General features: G+C 62.4%; 21 protein-coding genes, 4 tRNA genes and 1 other RNA gene. 15 read left to right on the forward strand and 11 right to left on the reverse strand.

Going from position 1 to position 24,233, the window contains the following annotated elements:
* The first annotated feature begins 12 nt into the window (after positions 1-12).
* Positions 13-1,254 (forward strand): Nramp family divalent metal transporter, encoded by a 1,242-nt coding sequence (locus FY258_RS06020; RefSeq protein WP_118104157.1) that lies wholly within the window; start codon positions 13-15, stop codon positions 1,252-1,254.
* A 254-nt stretch (positions 1,255-1,508) separates the two neighbouring features.
* On the opposite strand, the gene FY258_RS06025 is transcribed toward FY258_RS06020, so the two are convergent.
* The 3 genes from FY258_RS06025 to FY258_RS06035 form a co-directional block, all read right to left on the reverse strand.
* Positions 1,509-2,603, reverse strand: a complete 1,095-nt coding sequence (locus FY258_RS06025) for a hypothetical protein (RefSeq protein ID WP_147350722.1) — start codon at positions 2,601-2,603, stop codon at positions 1,509-1,511.
* Between the two features lie 336 nt (positions 2,604-2,939).
* The gene (locus FY258_RS06030; RefSeq protein WP_118104163.1) at positions 2,940-5,039 is read right to left on the reverse strand and encodes an acyltransferase family protein; all 2,100 of its coding nucleotides are present in this window, start codon (positions 5,037-5,039) and stop codon (positions 2,940-2,942) included.
* 192 nt (positions 5,040-5,231) lie between these two features.
* On the reverse strand, positions 5,232-5,786 hold the full coding sequence (locus tag FY258_RS06035) for a LemA family protein (RefSeq protein WP_006723811.1): 555 nt from the start codon (positions 5,784-5,786) through the stop codon (positions 5,232-5,234).
* A 265-nt stretch (positions 5,787-6,051) separates the two neighbouring features.
* Here FY258_RS06035 and FY258_RS06040 point away from each other — a divergent pair, with 265 nt between their 5' ends.
* Positions 6,052-6,660 (forward strand): TetR/AcrR family transcriptional regulator, encoded by a 609-nt coding sequence (locus tag FY258_RS06040; protein WP_118104165.1) that lies wholly within the window; start codon positions 6,052-6,054, stop codon positions 6,658-6,660.
* Positions 6,661-6,885: 225 nt separating this feature from the next.
* On the opposite strand, the gene FY258_RS06045 is transcribed toward FY258_RS06040, so the two are convergent.
* Positions 6,886-6,975 (reverse strand) — tRNA-Ser (locus tag FY258_RS06045).
* A gap of 85 nt (positions 6,976-7,060) precedes the next feature.
* On the opposite strand from FY258_RS06045, the gene tadA reads away from it, so the two are divergent.
* From tadA to FY258_RS06070, 5 genes are all read left to right on the forward strand, one after another.
* Entirely contained in the window at positions 7,061-8,959 is a 1,899-nt protein-coding gene (tadA, locus tag FY258_RS06050) for a tRNA adenosine(34) deaminase TadA (protein WP_118104167.1), read from the forward strand.
* Between the two features lie 89 nt (positions 8,960-9,048).
* An RNA gene (ffs, locus tag FY258_RS06055) (signal recognition particle sRNA small type) lies at positions 9,049-9,144 on the forward strand.
* Between the two features lie 206 nt (positions 9,145-9,350).
* Positions 9,351-9,698, forward strand: a complete 348-nt coding sequence (locus tag FY258_RS06060) for a hypothetical protein (protein ID WP_259324477.1) — start codon at positions 9,351-9,353, stop codon at positions 9,696-9,698.
* 93 nt (positions 9,699-9,791) lie between these two features.
* Positions 9,792-9,868: transfer RNA gene (locus tag FY258_RS06065), tRNA-Arg, on the forward strand.
* 139 nt (positions 9,869-10,007) lie between these two features.
* Positions 10,008-10,084, forward strand: a tRNA-Arg gene (locus tag FY258_RS06070).
* Positions 10,085-10,255: 171 nt separating this feature from the next.
* On the opposite strand, the gene FY258_RS06075 is transcribed toward FY258_RS06070, so the two are convergent.
* Both FY258_RS06075 and FY258_RS06080 read right to left on the reverse strand, forming a co-directional pair.
* On the reverse strand, positions 10,256-11,230 hold the full coding sequence (locus FY258_RS06075; protein WP_118104171.1) for a DUF5692 family protein: 975 nt from the start codon (positions 11,228-11,230) through the stop codon (positions 10,256-10,258).
* Between the two features lie 122 nt (positions 11,231-11,352).
* Positions 11,353-11,985: a TetR/AcrR family transcriptional regulator gene (locus tag FY258_RS06080; protein ID WP_182279456.1), complete on the reverse strand. Its 633-nt coding sequence runs from the start codon at positions 11,983-11,985 to the stop codon at positions 11,353-11,355.
* A 190-nt stretch (positions 11,986-12,175) separates the two neighbouring features.
* On the opposite strand from FY258_RS06080, the gene hypB reads away from it, so the two are divergent.
* From hypB to FY258_RS06095, 3 genes are all read left to right on the forward strand, one after another.
* Positions 12,176-12,865, forward strand: a complete 690-nt coding sequence (gene hypB / locus FY258_RS06085) for a hydrogenase nickel incorporation protein HypB (RefSeq protein WP_118104175.1) — start codon at positions 12,176-12,178, stop codon at positions 12,863-12,865.
* Between the two features lie 64 nt (positions 12,866-12,929).
* On the forward strand, positions 12,930-15,725 hold the full coding sequence (locus tag FY258_RS06090; protein ID WP_182279457.1) for an FAD-dependent oxidoreductase: 2,796 nt from the start codon (positions 12,930-12,932) through the stop codon (positions 15,723-15,725).
* An 84-nt stretch (positions 15,726-15,809) separates the two neighbouring features.
* Positions 15,810-16,181, forward strand: a complete 372-nt coding sequence (locus FY258_RS06095) for a hydrogenase maturation nickel metallochaperone HypA (protein WP_118104177.1) — start codon at positions 15,810-15,812, stop codon at positions 16,179-16,181.
* A gap of 16 nt (positions 16,182-16,197) precedes the next feature.
* Here FY258_RS06095 and cysE read toward each other — a convergent pair whose 3' ends face one another.
* Positions 16,198-16,902, reverse strand: coding sequence for a serine O-acetyltransferase (gene cysE / locus FY258_RS06100; protein ID WP_118104179.1), 705 nt, complete (start codon positions 16,900-16,902; stop codon positions 16,198-16,200).
* Between the two features lie 268 nt (positions 16,903-17,170).
* Between cysE and FY258_RS06105 the strand changes: the two genes are divergently transcribed.
* From FY258_RS06105 to FY258_RS06120, 4 genes are all read left to right on the forward strand, one after another.
* On the forward strand, positions 17,171-17,821 hold the full coding sequence (locus FY258_RS06105; protein WP_118104181.1) for a DedA family protein: 651 nt from the start codon (positions 17,171-17,173) through the stop codon (positions 17,819-17,821).
* A 197-nt stretch (positions 17,822-18,018) separates the two neighbouring features.
* Positions 18,019-19,059, forward strand: a complete 1,041-nt coding sequence (locus FY258_RS06110; protein WP_118104183.1) for a branched-chain amino acid aminotransferase — start codon at positions 18,019-18,021, stop codon at positions 19,057-19,059.
* A 189-nt stretch (positions 19,060-19,248) separates the two neighbouring features.
* A complete protein-coding gene (gene pyrE / locus FY258_RS06115; protein WP_118104185.1) occupies positions 19,249-19,932 on the forward strand; it encodes an orotate phosphoribosyltransferase in 684 nt (227 codons plus the stop codon).
* Positions 19,933-20,114: 182 nt separating this feature from the next.
* The gene (locus FY258_RS06120; RefSeq protein ID WP_118104187.1) at positions 20,115-20,675 is read left to right on the forward strand and encodes a hypothetical protein; all 561 of its coding nucleotides are present in this window, start codon (positions 20,115-20,117) and stop codon (positions 20,673-20,675) included.
* A 413-nt stretch (positions 20,676-21,088) separates the two neighbouring features.
* Here FY258_RS06120 and FY258_RS06125 read toward each other — a convergent pair whose 3' ends face one another.
* The 4 genes from FY258_RS06125 to trxA all read right to left on the reverse strand — a co-directional run bounded on the left by FY258_RS06125 (position 21,089) and on the right by trxA (position 23,402).
* The gene (locus tag FY258_RS06125) at positions 21,089-21,742 is read right to left on the reverse strand and encodes an HAD family hydrolase (protein WP_118104189.1); all 654 of its coding nucleotides are present in this window, start codon (positions 21,740-21,742) and stop codon (positions 21,089-21,091) included.
* A 53-nt stretch (positions 21,743-21,795) separates the two neighbouring features.
* Positions 21,796-21,869: transfer RNA gene (locus tag FY258_RS06130), tRNA-Gln, on the reverse strand.
* 43 nt (positions 21,870-21,912) lie between these two features.
* Positions 21,913-22,821: a peptidoglycan-binding domain-containing protein gene (locus FY258_RS06135; RefSeq protein WP_006723795.1), complete on the reverse strand. Its 909-nt coding sequence runs from the start codon at positions 22,819-22,821 to the stop codon at positions 21,913-21,915.
* Between the two features lie 260 nt (positions 22,822-23,081).
* Entirely contained in the window at positions 23,082-23,402 is a 321-nt protein-coding gene (trxA, locus tag FY258_RS06140; RefSeq protein WP_118104191.1) for a thioredoxin, read from the reverse strand.
* A 173-nt stretch (positions 23,403-23,575) separates the two neighbouring features.
* Here trxA and FY258_RS06145 point away from each other — a divergent pair, with 173 nt between their 5' ends.
* Complete coding sequence (locus FY258_RS06145) at positions 23,576-24,163, forward strand: hypothetical protein (RefSeq protein ID WP_118104193.1); 588 nt, start codon at positions 23,576-23,578, stop codon at positions 24,161-24,163.
* Positions 24,164-24,233 lie beyond the last annotated feature (70 nt).

Here is a 24,233-nt window from a genome sequence, read left to right on the forward strand (position 1 = left end):
GTGATCGAGGGCATGGAACAAGCAACTAAGAAGAAACTGACCGTCGCGGCCGTGCTGGGCGCCATGGGCCCCGGCCTGCTGGCCGCGCTTTCCGGCAACGACGCTGGCGGTATCGCAACCTATTCGAGTGCGGGCGCGAGCTACGGTTACGCCACGCTGTGGATGCTTCCCGTGATGGCGCTGCTGCTCATCGTGGTGCAGGAGACGGCGGCCCGTTGCGGCTGCGTCACGGGCAAGGGCTTTGCCTCGCTTATCCGCGAGAAGTTCGGCGTGCGCAAGACGGCGCTCGCCATGGTGGCGCTCCTCATCGCCAACACCGCGGTCACCATCTCCGAGTTCGCGGGCATTGCGAGCGGCCTTGCGCTGTTCGGCATTCCCAAGACGGTGTCGGTGCCGCTTATGGGCCTGCTCATCTGGCTGCTCACCATGAGTGGCAGTTTCCGCCGGATCGAGAAGATCCTGCTGCTCGTGAGCTGCGTCTTCGTGACCTACGTGGTCGCTGCGTTTTTGGCTGGCCCCAACTGGGGCGAGGTGGCGCTTTCCACGGTGACGCCGCATCTCATCCCCGAGCCGAGCTACGTCTCGCTGCTCGTCGCTACGATTGGCACCACCATTGCGCCGTGGATGATCTTCCTGGCGCAGAACAACGTGGTGGATAAGAACGCGGACGAGTCCGATATCGTCCTGCAGCGCATCGACACCACCACCGGCTCCGTGATCGCCTGTGCCATCGCATGGTTCATCATCATCACGACCGGCGCGGTGCTGCATCCCGCCGGCATTGAGGTCGCCGACGCCGCCGACGCCGCTCTCGCGCTGGAGCCCATCGCCGGTGAGTTTGCCACGGTGCTGTTCGCCGCGGGTCTTGTCGCGGCGAGTTTCCTGGCGGCCTGCGTGCTGCCCGGCGTGACGTCTTCTGCGGTGTGCGAGGCGTTCGGTTGGGAGCGCGGCGCCGACCGCAGCTGGAACGAGGCGCCGGTGTACCGCGGCATCATTACGGTGATTATCGTGGCGTCTGCCGCGCTTGTGATCATGCCCGGCGTGGATTTGTTCCAGATCATGATGAGCGCCCAGGTCATCAACGGCGTGTTGCTGCCCATCCTGCTTGTGTTCCTCGTCTTCATCGCTAGCGACAAGCACATCATGGGCCGCTTCAAGAACAGCCGTCTGTGGAACGTGCTCACCTGGGCGACCATCGTCCTCATCACGGTCCTCACCGTCGTGATGTTCGTCCTTCAGGCGCTGGGATACTAGTACGGAGGGAACCTGTGGCGCGGTCGATTGCCACCGCGATTCGATCGACGCCGCGATATGGCCGGACGCTGCGTCGGAGTTGTCATAAGGCAGCCGACGCCTTGCTGTCCCATGTCATCATTGCCTTGCAACAGCGCGCACAGCGCGTGTGATGTCGAAAAAAACGTGTTTGAAGCGTGTCAAATTCGACATTGCACACGCGGAGCTACGGATGTGCATGCCGCAAAGGTGCCGCGATCGTATGAGATATCGAGTCAACGCGGGGTGTCGCGCTCGTATGAGGCAATAAGATCCGCGTAGCACTCGAGGGGCGGAACATCGTCACTGCTAGCGCGCATGGGCGGCAAGATCATTGTGCGGCTCACGAATGGACCCGACGTGTTTCTCGGCACCCCGTAGCGTTCAAGAAGCCGCGCAAAATAAACAGTGTCCAGTACGTCGCTATATGAGAAGCGAACGATGCGTGCGCCGAGGACGCTGAGGCGCGATTCCCGCAGGCGCTCATCCGTGAGCACTTCAATCAGGTCTTTCCCTTTAGTCATTGTTGGGTCGATGTATTTTTGCCTTCCGTCGAGTTCGCCGATGATGATGGTGCCGTCGTCGAGGACCCAGTAGAAGTCGACGCGTATCACCTTGCTTGGATTCATCGGATCTCGACATTCAACCTGAAGGTCGGGCACGGCAAAGCCGAGCATTATCATTGTCGCGCGTGCAATGGATTCGCCCCCGCTCTCGCTGCGTGAATCTGCGAGGGTTAAAACATCGATCGTTCGTTGGAAGTCACGCGATCGGGCTATCGTCGGATCTGCCTTGACTAATTCAATGAGCTCACCCTTCGACTTTCCGGTTTCGCGCAGCGCGGAATCGGCGATGGGGAGAGAGATGCGCAGGTCTTCGGCGCGCAGGCAATGGTGGAGCGTTTGGGGGACTGTTGATACGCGAAGTCCGTCGACAGTCTCAAATGCAGGGTGTTTGGCAGATCTTGAGATAATCGATTTTGTTTGAATCTGATACGGGGCGAGGATGCTCAGCTTGTCGAGAAGTTCATAGGACACGTTCCAACCCCTGATGGCGGCAGCGGTATAGCTATCGAAAATCCATTTCGGATGTAGTTGCGCGATTGCTCTGGCTATGTGCAGCACCTGGTCTCGTCGAGAAAGCCCCTTCCAATATGTTCGTCGAACGTAAGCTCCGCAATGCGGAGAAAGGAGCATGCGTGGCTTTGCATGATTCGCGCGATAGGCGAGCGCCCTCATGAGATGTTTGTCCTTAGGTCGGGCAAGGCATTGGCGATGTTGCTCGGCCGCGTTCAAGAGTGCTTCGATTTCATTATCGTATTTGACCGCCATCATTTCTCCCTTTTACGCAATGTCATGGAGATGAGAGCGTATCTGGGAGGTCTGGCCGGGCTTTGCTTTGCGTCCCGAGTTGGCGGACCGTATATTGGCTTTCGATCGGAAAAATTCCGAATCTAGCAGATGAGAGGCTTGCCGATGGTCTGACGGTGCGTCGGGCGAGCATGGATCAACAGCAAGATAGTGCATTTCGCTGCATGATTGCGCTTCGTGCAATGTCGAAAATGACGCGCTTCAAGCGTTGTATTTTCGACATTGCACGCTCGTTTGTGCTGTGAGGTCGCTTATCACCCGAATGCTAGTCGTCCAGTTGCCATGCTCATCGTTCGACTATTTTGCATTGCCCTCGATCTCAATCGGCTTGAGATCGAGCGTGCATGCCGTCTTCAGGCTGTCCAGGGTGCGCTGGGCAACCATGAGACGCTCGTCGTCACCGTCTTCCAGGTGGACGGGCAGGTAGCGCGCGACCTGATCGTCGATGAGCTGAACGTATTCGGCCGCACCGGCGTTTGAGAGGTGAATGCCGTCGCCGTCGAATAGATCGTTGCGGTTGGCGCTGTAGGTAAACCAATCGATGAGAATCACGTTGTCATAGCGCTCGGCCGCATCGGAGAGCACGCGGTTGTTCGGCTCGCACCAGGGGCGGGCGGCGCGATTGTTCACGAATGCCACGATGCGCTTGTCGCCGGCCAGCTCCATGAGCGTGTCGACATCCTGCGCGGAGAAGGGGCCGTTCGTACCCAGGGCAAATACGGCGATGCGCCCGGCGAGTCCCTGGTCGACGAGACCGCGATACACATCGATACCGGCGGTGAACTGACGGTTCATGGCGGCGTCGATGTGGCCGTGGGGGAACATCTGCGTGAAGGTCTCAACGGCGCGCAGCGAGACGGAGTCGCCGACCATCGTGATGTCGTAGGCGCCCTCGGGAATCGCGTTGCCAGGTTCGCTCGCGTCGTCCTGCGCAGATGCATCGGTGCTCGGCTTGCCGGCGCCGTTCGAGCCCTGCAGGAGCGCGGCGCCGTCCTCGCTCAGTGCGGAGGTGGTGGGGACGAACACGATGCCGCCAAGTGCCGCGAGGCACGTGATGCCGGCGAGCGCCAGCGGGATCGCCTTCGCGCGAATCCAGTCGGGCATCGTTTCCTTGTCGCGCAGTTGCGCAAGGATGCGGCCTGCGGCGCCATGGCGAAACGGCGTCTCGATAAAGCGGTAGCACAGTTCAGAGACCCCAACCACTACGGCGACCTGGCAGAGGTAGACCCACCAGGGTTTGGCGCTCACGTCGCTGGCCGGGTTCATAAGCAGGAGCAGCGGGTAGTGCCACAGGTAGATGCTATAGGAGCGCTGTCCGAGCCAGACGAGGGGCTTGGCCGAGAACAGCTTGGCCAGGCGGCTATGCGCCTGCGCGCACGCGGCGACGACCATCAGCGTGAATAGCGATGCGAGCAGGATGCCGCCGCGGTAGGGGAAGGCGGTGTAGCCGTTGCTGAAGACGATGAGCAGCAGCAGGCCGACAAGGCCGAGGACTCCGAGTGCGTCGAGCGGGCCCGCGCCGAGATGCTTGGGCGCCTCACGGTTGAGTTTGTTCGCGGCGACCCGCCATGCCCCCTGTGCGACCTGCGTGAGCCGCGCGTTGGGGACAAACGCAAGCCAGGCGCCGAGAAGCAGGGAAAACGCGCGCGTGTCCGTTCCGTAGTAGATGCGGCTCGGATCGGCTCCGGGGTTGTAGAGGATCGCCATCTCGATGGCGGAGACCGCGGCGAGGGCGAGGGCGGCGCATCCGATGCGGCGCTGCGGCTGACCCGCACGCAGGGCGAACATGAGGGCCGCGGGCCAAACGAGGTAGAACTGCATCTCGATGGCCAGGGACCAGAAGTGGGTGAGCGGCGAGGGGTCGCCCACGGCGTTGAAGTAGGACTGCTGGTTGAAGATCTGCCACCAGTTGTTGAGGAAGAGCGACGAGGGGATGATGTCGGGTCGCATCTTGGTAAGCATGACGTGGTTGAACAGCGTGCACAGCGCCGCGCTCGCCACGATGACCGTGACGATTGCCGGGATGAGTCGGCGTAGGCGACGCTGCCAGAATCCCTTGAGGTCGATGCGTCCCGTGCCTTCGTATTCGGAGAGCAGCAGGCGCGTGATCAGGTAGCCCGAGAGGACGAAGAAGATCGTGACGCCCTGCATACCGCCGGGTGCCAGGTTGGGGCTGAGATGGTAGAGCACGACGGCGGCGACGGCGAGCGTGCGGATCCCGTCGAGCGCCGGGATGTATGCCATGCGCCCGGGACGGGGCTCGGGCCTGGTGGGTGCTTCCGCGCCGTGACCGGCGGGGTCGTGAATCGCCTCGGCGTTGTCCGAGGCGGCGTGGCGGGGCCCTTGTGCGCCCTCGTGCGCGGACGTCTCGACGGAATGGGTGTGTTTGGATGACATGACCAAGGTGGAGTCTTTCTCATGAGTTCGTTTGCTGGTCTATCGCGATTCTAGCGCGTATCCGTGTGCGTGAATCGCATGCGCCGTGACTGTTCTGTAAGCGTGGCGGTCACGTTTGGCGGACGGGTCAAAACGCAAGCGCCCCGCTGGCCAAAGGGCTCGCGGGGCGCTGGTTCGGTCTGCTGGAGGTCGTTAGAACTTGACCTGCGGTACCTCGCGGGACGCCTCTGCGGCCTCGAAGCCCGAGCGCTGCTTGAACTGGAAGATGCCGGCGAAGATGTTGCCGGGGAACGTCTGGATGCCGTTGTTGTAGTTGAGCACGCAGTCGTTGTAGCTCTGACGGGCGTAGGAGATCTTGTTCTCGGTGTCCTCAAGCGAAGCCTGGAGCTGCGTGAAGTTGGCGTTGGCTTTGAGATCGGGATAGGCTTCGGCAACCATGAGCAGCTGGCGCAGCGCCCCGGTGAGGGCGTTGTCCGCGGCCATCTTCTCCTCGGGAGTGGCGGCGGTGGTCGCGGCGGTGCGGGCCTGGGTCACGGCGTCGAGCGTTTCTTGCTCATGGGCGGCGTAACCCTTGACGGTTTCCACGAGGTTGGGGATGAGGTCGTTCCTACGCTGCAGCTGCGTATCGATGTTCTGCCACGCGTTGTCGACGCGGTTGCGCAGGGTGACGAGGTTGTTGTAGATGCCGGCGATGCCCATGACGATGGCCACGACGACGATGACGCCGATGATGAACGGGAGTCCCATGTGTGCCCCATTTCCGTGATGGCGCTCAGGCGCCGAGCTTGTTGTTCGTGGTCCAGTATACCCGTCGCGTCAAGGTGCATCCTCGAGCGCTCTGCCAGCGGTTGGGCAACATTCGTTCATCAAACCTGATATGCGGTGGGCAAATTGTTGAAGGGCCCTTGCGATATTCACATTGCGTACTAGGATAGGTGACAGATATCACTTATCTATCTATCTGACGAGACGAGGGTAGATAGCGTACGGATGAATAACGGAGACGGTAGACATGGACCTGCGCATTCAGAAAACGTATCGCTCGCTGCTGACGGCATTTACCAAGCTGCTCGAAAAGCACCGCTACGAGGATGTGAGCGTTGCCATGCTGTGCGAAGAGGCGATGATCCGCCGCACGACGTTTTACAAGCACTTCGCCGATAAATCCGAGTTCTTCAGTTTCTTTGTGGACAGCCTTCGCATCGAGCTGGTCAAGTATGGCGAGGACAGGGCAGAGGAGCTGCGTCTGGCGAAGGGCGAATCGGCGGAGGACGATCCCCTTGTCGTGAATGTCGAGGAGGGCATCGCGATTCTGCGGGCTTTGGTCGATTTCCTGCTCGAGCACGCCCAGCTCGTCGACAACATCCTGGACAGCTCCATGAGCGGAATGATGCTGCTCATGATCGAGGACCGCGTGGCCGAGATTCTGCGCGAGCGCTACCATGCCCACTCCAAGGCGCGCGGGGAGGACCCGCTCGCGTTCGCCTCCGCCTCCGAGTTTGCCGCCGGCGGCATCGTGCGCCTGTTCGGCAAGTGGTGGATGCGCGGCCACGATCCACAGACCGAGGACGATTTGGTGAACACCGCGGAGACCATGGTTCTGCGCGTCTTGAGTCGGTAATGACAAAAGCGAGCCTTTCCGGGCTCGCTTTTTTAATCGACCTGGCGCAAGAGAGGGATTCGCCGGGCGGCGGGCGCCGCCCTCGATCCGCTGCGCGCCTGCGGCGCTTGCGGGCTACGCTGGAAAACGGCTTACGCCGTTTCCTCAGCTCCGCACCCTCGCGGGTTCGAATCCATGCGAGGGCAACGAAAAAGCGAGCAACTGGGCCCGCTTCATCACTTAACCTGGCGGAGAGAGAGGGATTCGAACCCTCGGAACACTTGCGTGCTCAACGGTTTTCAAGACCGCCGCATTCAACCGCTCTGCCATCTCTCCGGCGCGTTGGGTAATGATAGCATCGAACGCGATGTGACGTGCGCGGGGTTTGCCCGCGCGGTGCGAGAGGTACGGAGTTGCCGGGATGAAGCCAGCCGATGAGATGGCGAGACGAGCGGTGTCGCGCGAGGATGACGAATGCTTCATGCGCGAGGCACTCGCCGAGGCGCGTGCTGCCGCCGAGGTCGGCGAGGTGCCGATCGGCGCGGTCGTGGTGCACGAGGGCACGATCATCGCCCGAGCCCACAATAGGCGCGAGCTGGACGAAGACCCCTCGGCGCACGCCGAGTTCCTCGCCATGATGCAGGCGGCGCGCACGCTTGGAAGGTGGCGCCTGAGTGGCTGCACCGTCTACGTCACACTCGAGCCCTGTCTCATGTGTTCGGGCCTCATGGTCAACGCTCGCATCGACCGGTGTGTATACGGTGCGGCCGACCCCAAGGGCGGCGCGCTCGGAACACTCTACGACGTGAGTGCCGACCCTCGCCTGAATCATGCATTCCCGGTTGCCTCGGGCATTCTGGAAGACGAGTGCGCGGCGGAGCTGCGTTCGTTCTTCCGCAGGTTGCGGGGTGCGGATCGCGAGGAGGGGGTCGAGAGCCCGCATGACGTCTCGAGCCTGGAGGCCCTGGAGGACGCTTTGGGCGGCGATTGCGGAAAAACGCCCACGCCGGCCCCGATGAAAGCTTCCTCGGCCTTCGGGCGTCCGCCCATGCGCTCCCATCGGCCGGCGGCTCCTGCGCGCAAGGGTGGGATGCGGGGCCCCCTCAATGTGGTGCTCGCCATCGATTCGTTCAAGGGGTGCGCCACGAGTTCGCAGGTCGAAATGTGGCTTGCCGAGGGCATGCGCCGCGCGGGCGATGACGTGCGCGTTGCGGAGATTCCCGTGGCAGATGGAGGAGAGGGCACCGTCGAGGCCCTGCGGCGCTCGCTCGGCGGCGAGGTGCGCAGCGTGTCTGTGCCCGCGCCGGTTGCCGGGCATGCCGATGCGTCCTATCTGCTTTTCGATGATGCCCAGGGTCGTAGCGCCGTGGTAGAGATGGCCCAGGCTGCCGGAATCGGTCTGTCCCCCCGGAGTCATGAGGCGGCGTGTGCCGCAACGACCCGCGGCGTGGGAGAGCTGATTGCCGATGCGGTATCGCGGGGCGCCGAGACGGTGTATGTCGGCCTTGGCGGCAGCGCCACCGTGGACGGCGGTGTTGGGATGCTACAAGCGCTGGGGGCGCGCGTGCTCGATGCGTCGGGTGGGCAGGTCGTCCACGGGCTTTGTGGCGTTCGCGACATCGATGCAATTGATTTGGCTCCCGCACGGGCTGCGCTCGCCGGTGTGCGGCTTGTCGCGCTGTCGGATGTGAAGAGCCCGCTCGTGGGCCCGCGTGGCGCCGTGCGCATGTTCGGCCCCCAGAAGGGCTTGGGTGTCGGCCTTTCCGAGGCTGAGCGCGATAAGGTGCTCGCGGCATGCGACGGTTGGATGGCTGCGTACGGGGCACGCCTTACGGCGGCGCGCGATGCGCTTGACGGGAGTGCCGAGCAGGTGGGGCGCCCCGGCGCTCGGCCCAAGTCCCTACTCGGCGTCCCCGGCTCCGGTGCTGCGGGCGGCCTGGGGGCCGCACTGCTCGCGCTTGGCGCCGAGCTCGTGCCCGGCATCGAGGCCGTGCTCGGCATGGCCGGGTTTGACGACGCTGTTCGCGCTGCCGATCTGGTGGTTACGGGCGAGGGCGCCGTCGACGCGCAGACCGCCCAGGGCAAAGTCCCCGTGGGAGTGGCCCGCCGTGCGAAGCGCTTGCGTCCCGACGTGCCTGTGATTGCGGTATGCGGCTCTCGCGAAGATGAGCTCGAGGCGGTGTATGCCGCGGGTGTCGATGCGGTGCTTCCCGTGGGGGCGGCTCCGCAGCCGCTCGATGAGGCCCTGGACCCCGATTGTGCTCGCAGGAACCTTCGGATGGCGGGTGAGACCGTCTGCCGCCTGGCGACGATGACGTAAGGTATCCGCACTCGGGGTGTGGGCTCGCCGTGTTGGAGCTGGACGAGTCGCGCCCGAGCGGCTACTATAGTCAAGCACGCCTCGCGCGTTCGATGGGTTCGGGTGACGATATGTTCCGAACCTGGTCAGGTCCGGAAGGAAGCAGCCATAAGGAGCCTCTGACGGGCACCCGTTCCCATCGAGCACACGGGGCGTTTTTCTGTGCCGATGCCCCCTAGGGCAGCCGATACCCCCCAGAGCAATAGATGCGATGGCGTTCCTGGAGCGCCTATCATGCCGTGCGGACAAAATTGCCCGCAAGGTTGAGTTTCTCGACAGTATATACACGAACATACGTTCTATTTTTGGGTATACTGATTGCACGGAGACAGGCGAGAGAAAGGGGACGGCGATGGATGTATTCGACAGTGGTGCGGTGTTGTTCGCGAGCGAGGAGGAGGGGGAGCGCCTGAGGATCGAGTGCGCGGTCACGCCAGAGGGATCGCTTCGTATCGTGCAGGAAAGTTCAGGCCCATTGACGCAGTGGAGCTTCAGGGAGAGCCCCCATACGGTCGAGGCGGTGATAGATCCGGCGGGCGTCGGTGAGCTTTTGGGCTATTTCCATCTGGATGCCGCGCATCAGCTGCCCGCGGTATTGCGTTTGGAGTACACGGGTTATGAGTGTTTCTCAAGCCTATGCGACCTGATGAAGCACCTCGGTATCCCGTATGAGATCGGGGAGGCTGCGATCGTGAGATAGTTGTCAGTCTTGATGCGAGATTACAATAATTGGAAATAATGCTAATTTTTCCTTGACGCGATGTATCACTGATGGCAATATATACCACGCGTTGCGGCGTTACCTCAGCTGGATAGAGGGTCTGACTACGAATCAGAACGTCACAGGTTCGAATCCTGTACGCCGCACCAGTCGAATTTGAGAGCCCCCGGAAACGGGGGCTTTTCTTTTGCCGATCCATCGGCTTTTGGGTTCGGCTCTCCTGCTAGAAAAAATTTTTAATTGTGGGTTGACGCTACTGGGGTGCAATGGCAATATAGTTGGAGCGTTGCGGCGTTACCTCAGCTGGATAGAGGGTCTGACTACGAATCAGAACGTCACAGGTTCGAATCCTGTACGCCGCACCAGTCGAATGTGAGAGCCCCCGGAAACGGGGGCTTTTCTTTTGCAGCGTCTCTTTTTAGAGCGCGAATTCTTTGCAGGGTGAATTCGAATGCGGGAAGTAAAACGCCCATCCGGATCGAACCGGATGGGCGTTTCGCGTTCCTCGGTCAGGGGCGCATGGAGATGGCGCCAGCTTATGCAGCGCGAGCCATGGCCTGGTCGAAATCGCGGGTTCCCTTGAAGACCTCATGCTTATAGGGGTTCACGCCGAGCTTCTTGGCACGATACATGATGTAGGCGAATGCGGCGACGTTCACGGTGAGAGCGATAAGGGAGACAACGAGATTGATGCTCGGGTTGTTCACGGAGTTGACGGAGAAGACGCTGTAATCCTGGAACATGGGGAACACCTGGGCGAACATGCACCACAGGGCAAGGGTGTTCGCGCGGTTCTGAATCCAGCCGCCCTTGTTCCAGAAGAAGTTGGCAACGGTGGGCGCGAGCAGCAGGGCAAGGCCGCAGTACCACGCATGCGTGGGGAGGCAATTGTAGGTGTAGCAGAAGTTCCACAGGTCATAGGCGAGGATGTAGACCCAGGTCATATCGGGCCAGAGCATGTCGTCGCCCTTCTTGGAGCGGTAGATGCCCCACCAACCGGTCATGCAAAAGATATTGATGAGGCCGGCGATGCCGTTGAAGACGTTGTGCCATCCGCCCATGAGGACGACGCCCTCGGAGGACACCCAGGTGGTGCCGAAGGCACGCATGGCGCTCTCGAAATCAGAGACAACCGCGATGAGGATGTTGATGGCGACGATGGCAAAGGGGAACACCTTGAAAGCCTCGCTGCGGCCGAGTTTGCCCCAGCCGTACTTGAGCATCATGAAGCCGATGCAGCCGGCGGTCGCGGCGTAGAGTTTGGCATAGTGGAACCAGCTGCCCATGTGCAGATACGTGGGATTGTCGAGAGCCCACTCCATGCCCATGCCGGCGCACACATAAATCGAGATGAAGTACACCGTGAGCACGGCGGGAATGCCGAGGAAACACACGATGCCGCCGGTTTTCGAGCGGCGTGCGACTTCGTTGGCGGCGATCAGGCTCACGAAGACCATGATCCAACCAAGCCACTGATACATGGCGTTTTCGCCATACACCTGGAACAACATAGGTTCCCCTTTCTATACAAAGCCCCCTATGGGCCTGTTGACAAAGTGTCAACATTTACGGCATGAAGGAATGCGCGGGGCGGTGCCTTGGATGCGTCCGGCCCCATGCGGTGATGGACGAGCTACCGCTCGGGGCGGCGCTCCGGATATTTCGCGGTGTAGCCCTCGATATGCAGGGTGCTCGCGATGATGTCTTTGATGGTGTCCTCCGGCGCATCGGGATGGGTGCGCACGAACATGACAAGCCCGGTGATGAGGACGTAGAACGTCTCATAGAGGTGGTCGATCTGCACCTCATGATGCGCGGCGAAGTCGACCACAGTCGACGAACACATGTATCGGGCGAGCCGGTCGGCCGCGCGATGGACGAACGAGGCGTACAGGGCCGCATTGCCGCTGTGGACGACCGATTGCGACATGACGTCGCTCTGGTTCACGACCATGTTCTTAAGCGTATGCGCGATGGAGTCCAGAGATCCCTCGATATCCCCGCTGACACGCGATTCGTTCCACGCGGTGAGTTGCTCGACAAACGAATCGATGCTCAGGTCGAGAACGGCCTGCAGTGCGTCTTCCTTGGTGGGGAAGTAGTGGTAGAACAGCGATCTTGTGCATTCCGCGCGCGATGCGACGGCCGAGATCGACAGGCGGCTCAGTCCATCTTCGACCACGGTTTGGCGTACGGCCGCGAGGATCTCGTCACGACGGTCGTCGTGCGTCAAACGTTCGTGATGTCTGTTCGCATCGGAAGCCATGGGAGCCCTCTCCGTCAAAGTCGCTCATTTACCGATTATAGTCTTGACCTCTGTTGACAGAACGTCAATATGTAATTTGACGAAGTGTCAACAAGTTTCGCTGAGCGGTGCGAGGCGATTGCAGGGAGCGCATGTGCGCCGGCGACCAGAGGGGTTGTCCAGCGAAGCTTCCGGAACAGGGGGAGGGCCCATGAGCGATGTCCGCGTGATCGAGGTCAAAGAGAGCGTGTTCGCCGACAATGACCGCAAAGCCGATGAGTTGCGAGGGGAGTTGCGCGAGCGGGGGACCTTCCTGCTGAATCTGATGTCGAGTCCGGGTTCTGGTAAGACGACCACGCTTTCGCGCACGATCGCGGCGCTTAAGGACGAGATGTCCATCGCGGTGATGGAGGCCGACATCGATTCCGACGTCGATACGCGCACCATCTTGGGTACGGGCGCTCGCGCCATCCAGTTGCACACCGGCGGCATGTGCCACCTAGATGCCTATATGACCGAGCAGGGTCTCGACGAGCTGTTCTGCGATGAGGGCGAAGCGGGCCGCACGGACCTGGCCATCCTCGAGAACGTGGGCAACCTCGTATGCCCCGCCGAGTTCGACACCGGTGCATCGGCCAACGCGATGATCCTGTCCGTGCCCGAGGGCGATGACAAGCCGCTCAAGTATCCGCTCATGTTCAGCATCTGCGACGTGGTGCTTGTGAATAAGATCGACGCTCTGCCCGTGTTCGACACGTTCAGCATGGAGCGCGTGCGCGAGAACATCCTTATGCGAAACCCGAACGCGACCATCATCCCCATCAGCGCCAAGACAGGCGAGGGCATCGATGTCTGGGCGGACTGGCTGCGCGAGCGCGTTGCCGCCTGGAAGCAGGCCTAGCAAACCTCAATTTGGGGACTGTCCCTAAATTGAGGCACCTTCGAACCCCAGGAAAGGAACACACATGATCGTCAACGGCCCTGGCATCTCGTTCGCCGAGCCGGATATCGGCTCCGAGTTCGTCCCGCCGATCCCCGAGAACCCGCGTCCCAAAATCGTGGCGCTGTGCGAGCACTGCACCAACCGCCTGCTTGGCCGCAAAGAGCTCAAGCCTTTTGAGTATTGGGCGTTCGCCGAGGTAACGACCGACGAGATGGCCGACGTTCTGCTCAAGATGAAGATGCGCCGACCCTACACGCTTGCCGACGCGGTCAAGGTCACCGGTATGGAGGCCGAGCCGCTCGAGAAGTTGCTCGATGAGATGAGCTACATCGGTCTGCTCGAGTACAACTGGGAGAACCCCACCCGCACGAAGCAATGGGTGCTGCCCATGCTTGTGCCCGGCTCGGCCGAGTTCCTCAACATGCGCCAGTCCCAGATCGACGAGCATCCGGCGGTGGCGAAGTTTTTCGAGCAGGCCTCCAAGGGCGCTCTTGCAAAGGCCACGCCGATGGTGCCGCCCGGAGGCGCGGGAATCGGCATGCACGTCATCCCGGTTGAGCAGGCGATCCAGATGGAGGACCGCTCCGTCTCCATCGAGCACATCGAGCATTGGCTCGACAAGTACGAGGGCAAGTACGCAGCGAGCCCGTGCAGCTGCCGCATGAGCCGCGCGAAGTTGGGCGAGGGTTGCGGTGACGATCCGAACGACTGGTGCATCGCGGTGGGCGACATGGCCGACTACGTGGTGGAGACCGATCGCGGCCATTACATCACGCGCGAGGAGGTCTACGAGACGCTGCGCCAGGCCGAGGCCAACGGCTTTGTGCATCAGATCACCAACATCGACGGCGAGGACAAGATTTTTGCCATCTGCAACTGCAACGTGAACGTGTGCTATGCGCTGCGTACCTCGCAGCTGTTCAACACGCCGAACCTGTCTCGCTCCGCCTACGTGGCGCGCACCGAGGCCGACAAGTGCGTGGCCTGCGGCCGATGCGTCGAGGTGTGCCCGGCGGGCGCGGTGAAGCTTGGTCAGAAGCTGTGCGCCGCGAGCACGGGGGAGGTGCCGGAGTATCCCAAGCAGGAGCTGCCCGACACCGTGAAGTGGGGCCCGGAGAAGTGGAGCCCCGATTATCGGAACAAGAACCGCATCGAGACCTATGACACGGGAACGTCCCCGTGCAAGACCGCGTGCCCGGCTCACATTGCGGTGCAGGGGTACCTGAAGCTCGCGGCGCAGGGGCGTTATCGCGATGCGCTGGCCCTCATCAAGCGCGAGAACCCGCTGCCGGCGATTTGCGGGCGCATCTGCAACCGCCGCTGCGAGGACGCCTGCACGCGCGGGCGCATCGATGCGGCCGTGGCGATCGACGAGGTGAAGAAGTTCATCGCCGAGCAGGACCTTGTGGCCGAGCATCGCTACGTCCCCGAGGTGGTGACGCCCACGCGCACCGGAGGCTTCGATGACAAGATCGCGGTGATCGGCGCCGGTCCCGCGGGTCTTTCATGCGCGTTCTACCTGGCAGAGAAGGGTTACAAGCCGGTCATCTTCGAGAAGAACGCGCGCCCCGGCGGCATGCTCACCTACGGCATCCCCAGCTACAAGCTCGAGAAGGACGTGATCGAAGCCGAGGTCGACATCATCCGCGAGATGGGCGTCGACATTCGCCTGGGCGTCGAGGTGGGCCGCGACGTTACCCTCGATGAGCTGCGCGAGCAGGGGTTCAAGGCGTTTTATGTGGCGATTGGCTGCCAGGGCGGCCGCCTGCCCGGCATCCCGGGCGAGGACGCCGAGGGCGTGTCCGTTGCCGTTGACTTCCTGCGCCGTGTGGCCGAACAGCAAGACGACGGCGGCAAGGCCGAGTCGATGTGCGGTCGCACTATCGTGGTGGGCGGCGGCAACGTGGCCATCGATGTGGCCCGTACCGCAGCGCGCTTGGGCTCCGAGCACGTGGAGATGTTCTGCTTGGAGAGCTCCGGGGGCATGCCGGCCAGCACCGAGGAAGTTGTCGAGGCCAATGAGGACGGCGTGCACATCTCCTGTGGCTGGGGCCCGGTCGAGGTTCGCACGGGCGAGAATGGTCGCGTGAGCGAGGTCGTTTTCAAGCGTTGCCTGCGCGTGTTCAACGACGAGGGCCGCTTCGACCCGCAGTATGACGAGAACGAGCTGCGAACCGTCGCCGCCGATCGCGTCGTGTTCTCCATCGGCCAATCGATCGTCTGGGGCGACCTGCTCGAAGGTGAGGCGGTCGAGCTCGGCCGTGGCCAGGGTGCCGTCGCCGCTCCCAAGGCCTATCAGACCGCCCAGCCCGACATCTTCGTGGGCGGCGACGTCTACACCGGTCCGAAGTTCGCCATCGACGCCATCGCCGCAGGCCACGAGGCCGCGGTGTCCATCCATCGCTTCGTGCAGGATGCGACGCTCACCATCGGGCGCAACCCGCGCTCTTACCGCGAGCTGAACAAGGATGACGTGGACTTCGGCAGCTACGATACGGCGAGCCGTGGGGATGCGGTGCACGATTACGAGCGGGAGAAGGCAGAGCCGTTCCGCGAGTACGTGAAGACGTTCACCGAGGAGCAGGTGCGTGCCGAGACCGCCCGCTGCCTGGGCTGCGGCGCGAGCGTCGTGGATGAGAACAAGTGCATCGGCTGCGGTCTGTGCACCACCAAGTGCGCGTTCGATGCGATCCACCTGCATCGCGAGCATCCCGAGTGCTCGACCATGGTGAAGTACGAGAAGAAGGTTCCGAGTCTCGCGAAGTACGCGCTGAAGCGCGAGATCAAGATTCGCTTTGGAGGCAAGGGATCGAAGTAGCCCGTCGAGATCCTATTTCAGGTTGGCGATTGACCTCAATTTAGGGACTGTCCCTAAATTGAGGTCACGGCAGGGAGTTTTCGCATGCACGAACTGGGCATCGTTTTCCACATCATCCGCAGCGTCGAGGGCGTGGCACGGCAGAACAACCTGCGCCGCGTTTCCTCGGTGACGCTCGAGCTCGGGGAGGTCTCGGGTGTTATCCCGAGCTATCTGACCGATTGCTGGGATTGGGCGTGCGCGAAGAACGACCTCATGCGCGGGGCCGAGCTGGTGGTTGAGGAAGTTCCCGCAGTCACATACTGCGAAGCGTGCGGCAGCACCTATGGCACGGTCGAGCACGGTCGCATCTGCCCGCACTGCGGGAGCGAGAGAACATATCTGATCCAAGGAGACGAGACGACCATCAAGGAAATTGCCACGCCGGATGAGGAGAGACCCGAGGCCGCGCGGTAGGGGCGCGGCGGTGCGGTCACTCGGCTCCCGTGAGCCTTTCGACTAGGGCGCTGAGCTCGGCGACGTGCTGTTCGAGCTCGGCGATGCGGCGGGCGTTGTCGGCGATGCCCTCGCGGTTCATGATCGAGGCCTCCTCGACGGGGTCGGGCATGGTCTCACGGTGGTGGGTCGCGTCAAAGGACTCGGCGAGGACGCGGCACCCGTTACGGCGCACCACGCGCCCCGGGATGCCCACCACGGTGCTGTCACTCGGTACATCTTTGACCACGACCGAGTTTCCGCCGATGCGCACGTTGTCCCCGATGGTGATGTTGCCGAGTACCTTGGCGCCCGTTCCAACGGTGACGTTGTTGCCCAGGGTGGGATGGCGCTTGCCGCATTCGTTGCCCGTGCCGCCGAGTGTGACACCCTGGTAGAGCACGCAGTCATCGCCCACCACGGTGGTCTCGCCGATCACGACCCCCATGGCGTGGTCGATGAACAGCCGCCGCCCGATGCGCGCGGCGGGGTGGATTTCGACGCCGGTGAAAAACCGGGTGATTTGCGAGAGAACGCGTGCGATCCCGTGCATGCCATGGCTCCATAGCCAGTGCTCCGGCGTGTGCATCCATTTGGCGTGCAGTCCCGGATAGGACAGGAAGATCACGAGTGAACTTTGGGCCGCTGGGTCGTTTGCCTTGACAGCGGCGATGTCCTCACGGACGGTGGCGATGGCTCCCATGTCCCTCCTTTGGTGCGTGCGCGCGGTTGCGGTGCGACTCCCATAGTGCGTGAGCTGCAAGTGTACGCGCCCGTTTCGCTAATGTCGAGAGAATCGGTAGGATTAACATCGGCAGGCGCGCCCGCCCCGTGTGCCCCGACACGCCCCGTGTGCCCCGCGCTTGCCCGCGTCGGGAGGTTTTGGAAAGACTGCGGACATTACCTCGTCTTTACGCCTGCTCGGTATCATGATGGCACTTGCGTTTGCAGCATGATTAGAAAGGCATCCCATGCAGGAGGCATTTTTCGGCTTCATCAGCCAGTTCGGCTATCTTGCGGTCGCCGCGCTCATCCTTTTCGAGAACGTGTTCCCGCCCATCCCCAGCGAGCTTATCCTGCCGCTGTCGGGCTTTCTCGCCACACAGACCGAGATGACGCTTCCCGGCGTCATCATCGCTGCGACGGTCGGCTCGGTTGTTGGCGCGTATTTCCTCTACGGCATCGGCCGTCTGCTCTCCCAGGAGCGTCTTGAGGGGTTCTTCGACACCAAGCCCATGCGCATGCTGGGCTTCCATTCCGACGATGTGGCCAAGGCTATCGGCTGGTTCGATCGCAAGGGCCAGATCACGGTGCTCATCTGCCGCTGCATCCCCGTGGTGCGCAGCCTCATCTCCATTCCCGCCGGTACCGCCAAGATGAACATGGTGCGTTTCGCCCTCTACACCCTCGCGGGTTCGCTCGTGTGGAACGCCATCCTGTGCACGCTGGGCTTCTGGGCTGGTGGCGCCTGGGAGCAGATTACCGCTCAGGCCGAGTGGGTGTCCGACGTGGTGAAGGTCGTCATCGTCGTCGCCGCCGTGGGGGTTGTGGCATGGTGGGTCAAGTTCCGCATCCTGCCGGCGCATGCCGAGCAGAAGCGCCGCGAGGCCGAGGGCAAGTAGGCCCCGCACCGTCCGCGGAGCGTTTCCTGCCGATTAATTCTGCCGCCACTCCATCGCGGCGGAGTACAATCAAGCGAACATGCCAATGCCGGGCCATGTGCCCGGCATTCTTGTATGCAAGGGCCTTCCGTCGGACGGGCCTTTATGTTGAGAGGGCGCCTTCGGCGAGGGCGCCCGCATCGAGTGAGGAGTTCACCATGACCGTTGAGAAGAAGGACCTGGACTGGGGAAACCTCGATTTCAGCTATCGCAAGACCGACTATAGCTATGTGTCCAACTACAGGGACGGCGCATGGGATGAGGGCGCCCTGACCACCGATCACAGCATCACGTTGTCGGAGTGCGCGGGCATCTTCCATTATTGCCAGGAGGTCTTCGAGGGGCTCAAGGCCTATACCACCGCCGATGGGTCCATCGTCTGCTTCAGGCCCGATATGAATGCCCAGCGCATGGCCGATTCCGCCGAGCGCCTGGTCATGCCCGCCTTTCCACAGGACCGTTTCGTCGAGGCGGTCAAACAGGTCGTGGAGGCAAACGCCGCGTGGGTGCCCCCGTTCGGTTCCGGTGCGACGCTCTATGTCCGCCCGCTCATGATCGCCACGGGCGACGTCATCGGCGTGAAGCCGGCGACCGAGTACCAGTTCCGCATCCTCGTGACGCCCGTGGGACCGTACTTCAAGGGTGGCGACACCACCGTCAAGCTGTGCGTTTCCAAGTACGACCGCGCTGCTCCGCATGGTACCGGCAACATCAAGGCCGGCCTCAACTACGCCATGAGCCTCAAGCCCGGCATGGAGGCGCATGCCGCGGGTTATGCCGAAAACCTGTATCTCGACTCCGAGTCCCGCACCTATGTCGAGGAGACCGGCGGTGCCAACGTGCTGTTCGTCGCCAAGGACGGCACGCTCGTGGTGCCCAAGTCCCATACGGACTCGATTCTGCCCTCCATCACGCGCCGTTCGCTCGTGCAGGTGGCCCAGGACCTGGGGATTGCCGTTGACGAGCGTCCGGTTACCTGGGATGAGGTTGCCTCCGGCGCCTTCGTCGAGTGTGGTCTGTGCGGCACCGCGGCCGTCATCTCGCCGGTGGGCGAGATCCACGATGGCGATACGGTCGTCGTCTTCCCGGACGGTCACGAGTCCTCCGGCCCCGTCATGAAGCGTCTCCGCGAGACCTTGACCGGTATTCAGGGCGGCCAGATCGAGGATGCGCACGGCTGGGTCTGTAAGATCTGCTAGAAGAACGCGGGGAGACTCCAGTTTGCCCGTGTATGTCGATGGCAGCGCGCAAAATCGCCGTCGTGGCGGAAACGGCTCGTCGCCTTGCGCCCCTTGCTCGTTCGCGGCAAGGGGCGCTTTTCTGCTACCCTTGAGTCGGTCAAACAAATGGGTGAGCGCGGTGGACGCGCCCGCATGGAAGGAGGCCTCATGGAGGCTTACAAGCAGGAGTTCATCGAGTTCATGGTCGAGTCCGACGTCCTCAAGTTCGGCGATTTCACCCTTAAGAGCGGCCGCAAGTCCCCGTTCTTCATGAACGCCGGCGCCTATGTGACGGGCGAGCAGCTCATGCGCCTGGGCGAGTATTATGCCCGCGCCATTCACGACAACTTCGGCCTGGATTTCGACGTCGTGTTCGGCCCGGCGTACAAGGGCATCCCGCTGTCCGTGGTCACTGCCATCGCTATGCACAAGCTGTATGGCAAGGAGGTCCGTTACTGCTCCGACCGCAAGGAGGTCAAGGACCACGGCGCCGATAAGGGCGGCATGCTGGGCTACGAGCTCAAGGACGGCGACCGCGTGGTGATGGTCGAGGACGTGACCACGTCCGGTAAGTCCATCGACGAGACGTACCCCAAGCTCATGAATGCTGCCAACGTCGAGGTCAAGGGTCTGATCGTCTCCCTCAACCGCATGGAGGTCGGCAAGGGCGGTGTCACCACCGCGCAGAAGGAAATCGAGGCCAAGTACGGGTTCCCCGTGGCGAGCATCGTGTCCATGGCCGAGGTGACCGAGCACCTGTACAACCGCGAGGTGGCCGGCCGTGTGGTGATCGATGACGAGCTCAAGGCAGCCATCGATGCGTACTATGAGCAGTACGGTGCGCGTGAGTAGCGTTTGCATCCGAGCGATTTGGTGAGGCGGGCGTCGGCGGTTTGCCGGCGCCCGCTTTTTTGCATCGGCCGTTCACCGAGACGCTGCCGTCTACCTGGAATCCTTCGCGTATCATCAGGCCAACGTTTGCCTCGGTGGCGCGTGCCGTACGGGGTTGCATTCCGCTGCTGGGAGGAAAAGACATGAAGAAGAGGTTTTGGACGATCCCGTTGATGGTGCTCGTCATGGCCTGCACCGTGTTCCTGGGAGGATGCGGCGGTCCTTCGGTCGAGGAGCTCATCCGCGAGGATCTCGAGACGGCGTTTTCCGAGGTCTCTCCGGATAACGAGGAGCTGCTCACCGCCATGACGGACAGCTCGGATGGCGGGTTCGAGACGCTCGGCATCGATACCCAGGAGTTCGCGAAGGCCTATCTCGACGGGTTTACCCACGAGATCAAGGAGGTCGCGGTCGATGAGGAGGCCGGCACCGCCGATGCCACGGTTGTGCTCAAGATGAAATCCCTCACCGTGATCATGTCCGAGTTCACCGGCAAGTTCCAGGAGTATCTGACCACGATCGATCCTCAGGCCGTGGAGAGCGAGGCGGCCCTGTACAAAGAGGCGGGCACCATGCTCATGGAGGCCGTGAAGAACGCCGAGCCCGAGGAGAGCGAGTGCGTGTTCACGTACGAGAAGGACGATGAGAACACTTGGTCCGCCACCGATAGCGCGGAGCAGCAGATTCTCGAGGCCATGATGTAGCTTGTAGCCTGACATATCTGCGGGAATGAGCGCATGGGGGCGCGTGGGGCTTCGGCTCTGCGCGCCCGTTTGCTGTGGCTCCTTGTTTTTCATCGTTCCGCTTTTGACGAAGGAGCTTTTTGCGGCGCCCGCCCCGACTTGAAAACCAATTCATCGACTTTTGGTAATTAGTTTGCCGATTTGCCGATGAGCGGCCCATCCGGAGCTTAAACGAACTGGGATTTTAAGCACCGTCTTGCGCGCTGTTCCCCATGTATGCGGATTCCAATTACCAAAAGTCGACCGAGTGAAATGTGCGGCATTCGCATACTGAATAATACGAGCCATATGCGGTTGGAAGATGCATATGGCCCCTCCGGTGCTCCTTGGAACCGCGCACGGGAGGGGCCGAAGGGCGCACGGCGGGAGGGACGCTACAAAACGATGTCGAGCAGCTCCTCGGGAGTGTCGATCACGTAATCGGCGCCGGCGCCCTCGAGCTCCGCGCGGCCGCGAAAGCCCCACGCCACGCCACATGAGCGCATGCCCGCGTTGTGTCCGCAGGCGATATCGACATTGGAGTCTCCCACGTACAGGGCGGTCTTCGGATCTGCGTCGAGCTGTTCGAGGACGTGCGCGGTGATTGCCGGGTCGGGCTTGGGCGGAAAGGCGTCGATGCGTCCCTGCACCAGGGCCACGCGGTCGCCAAAGTAGCGCTCGACAAGTGGGACCGTTGCCGCGTGGTCTTTATTGGAGAGAATGGCGCAAGTCACGCCATGCTCGCGAAGTTCGTCCAAAAGCTCGAGGATGCCGGGGTAGGGGGCCGTGTGGTCCTCCTTGTGCTCGGCGTAGAAGGCGCGGAAGTCGGCGAGTGCCTGCTCGAAGACGCGGCCGTCCCCCATGAATTCGGCGGGAATAAGGCGCTCGATGAGCTTGATCTGCCCGTTGCCGACTTTGTAGCGGAATTGGTCCGCCGTGTAGGTGGGCCATCCGCGGGATTCGCATACATGGTTGCCGGCGATGGTGAGGTCCTCAAGGGTGTTGAGCAGCGTGCCGTCAAGGTCGAATATCACGTGGGTGTAGGTCATGGACGGCCCTTTCGAAAAAGCCCGGCCACATACGTGACCGGGCCTGTCTATCATGGCTGGGGCAGAGGGATTCGAACCCCCGTAACTGGTACCAAAAACCAGGGTCCTGCCGCTGGACGATGCCCCAAATGGGTGTGGGCGCGCAAGCGCGCCGCTCTAGTGTAGCGTACCTAGTCGCTCAGCGCATCACACAGGCCGTCGAGAAGGCGAACGGCCAGAGTTTGAGCATCACTTGAAGTGAACGTGCCGTAGCCGGTGATGCCCGTGAGCTCGATGCGGAGCTTGATCGGACGGGTGGCCGCCGCGGCGACCGCCGTCTTGATGCGCAGCGAGAGGTTGTTGCACTCGGCCAGGGTGATCGTGGCGCGCGGCTCGGCGTCGTCGGGCAGCGCATCGGAGGCGATCTCGACCGTCAGGTCCACATCCTCGGGCGCGACGTCGTCATACAGCACGATGCCGCTGCCGTCGGTCGTGGCGGTTGCGATATTCCACACGCGCGAGGCGACGTTGCGGGCGATTGCGTCCTCGCCGCCGATGGCGATGCTCCAGCTTTCGAGCACGCTCGCGGCGCGGGCGAACCCCATGCGGGCCTCGGCCTCGACATCGATCACAGAGGGCTTGCCCTCCCACACATGGTGCAGGCGGTTCACGTAGTTGAAGGTGTCCTGGAACGCCATGCCATCGGCGAACAGCCCCACGTTTTCCTGGAACTGCTGCAAAGCGGCCTCGGTATGCGGGCCGAAATAGCCGTCGTCCACGCCGCAGGCAAAGCCGAGCGTGTTGAGGGCGCGCTGCAGGGCGCGGACATCGGCGCCGTGGAAATTGGGAAGGCGCAGGTACAGCGTGCGATCGCCGAGCTTATAAGACTCGTCCACCAGCGCGCTCCAGCACGTGCCGTCCACATCCTCGCCCGCATCCAGTCCCTGCTGGGCGCGAAACGCGCGAACGGCCGCAGCCGTGGTTGCGCCGAACTCCTTCGCCGTCATCTCGGCGGCGTCGATCATATATCCAAGCGAGGAAAGGCGCGTCTGCACGTCCTCGACGGCAGGCCCTTGCATTCCCTGCGAAATGGGTTCCATGAGATCCCCTTACAACCTGGCGCACGCTGCGGACTTACAGGCCGCACGGCGCGTCTTCATGCGCGCGGGAGAACAAGTGCCTTCGCGCGGCATACATCATACAGTCTACCAAGAGTGCCGACGGCTCCGCATAAAGTACAGCAGGGTCATTCGTTTTGTTGCGGTGAATGGTTCTCTACAAAAAACGACCGCGCCGATGAGGGGAGCGCGGTCGTTGAGGGGGTCGCGGTTCAGATGCGCGCCATGCGCGGCGGCGATCCTTACAGGTTGGCCTCGATGTCGGCCTTGAGCTTGGGCTTGGGAACGGCGCCCACGGAGCGCATGGCCTCGGCGCCGTCCTTCAGCAGGACGACGGTGGGGATGGACATGACGCCGAAGCGCATGGCCAGGTCCTGGTTCTCGTCGACATTGCACTTGACGACGGTGACCTTGCCCTCGAGCTCGCCGGCCAGCTCATCCACAACGGGGGAGAGCATGCGGCACGGGCCGCACCACGGGGCCCAGAAATCGACGAGGACGGGCAGTTCGCCTGCGAGCATGGAGTCGAAGTTGGCGGCATTCACCTCGGTGACGTTGGACATGGATTCCTCCTATATACGCGTTCCCGCCGGTGCCTGCCGACGGGGGTCTTTCGAATCGAGGACGTTATACCCATGCCTGCGCGCCCGTTACACCGGGAGTAGAATGATTCGACGTGATTCTTTTCGCCTGGCTCGCGGGCCGGGGTGCGATCGTAGGGACGGGTGTTCGACGGATGGCCATCACCACACAGGAGCGCAAGGAGGCGCTGGCGGATGCAGCCGAGCAGGAGCTCAAGGGGCTCGAAGCGCGCGGGGTCCGCATGGCGGGCAACGCGTTTTCGCCGGTCGTGCTTGTCAAAGGCGAGCTCAACGATGCCGAGCGTTCGGGCGAGCCGTTGCTTTCGGGCGCGGACGGCACGGCTCTGCGTGCGGCGCTCGGCGCCATCGGTTGGGAACCGCAAGATCTTTGCGTGCTGGCTGCGGTTGCCGGCTCGGGCGACGAGGCCGTGGCGGGCGGCCTGATGGCGGGTGAGCCGCTGCCCGTCGACCTGTTCCGCGAGGCGCTTGAGGCGCTCGATCCCGAGGCGGTCATCCTGTTGGACGACGCGGCCGCCGATCTTTTGCGCGAGACCTATGCCGATGCCCTCGCGATCGTCGAGGATTTCGATACCGCCATGCTCAAGCCCGGGCTCATCGCGCCGGTTCTCGGCCGCCGCGTGCTCGCGCTCGATGGTTTTGAGGCCGCGTTGTCCCAGCCGGCGGAAAAGCAGCGTATGTGGGCGTATCTCAAGCAGATGCCACCGCTGGGGGCGCCGTACTAAATGGGCTCCCGCGCTGCTGCAATTCGCTGATTCCATAGGTGTCTTGTCAGCTGTCTTGTCAGTGGAAGCC

This window comes from Collinsella intestinalis (assembly GCF_902364775.2).
Classification (GTDB): domain Bacteria; phylum Actinomycetota; class Coriobacteriia; order Coriobacteriales; family Coriobacteriaceae; genus Collinsella.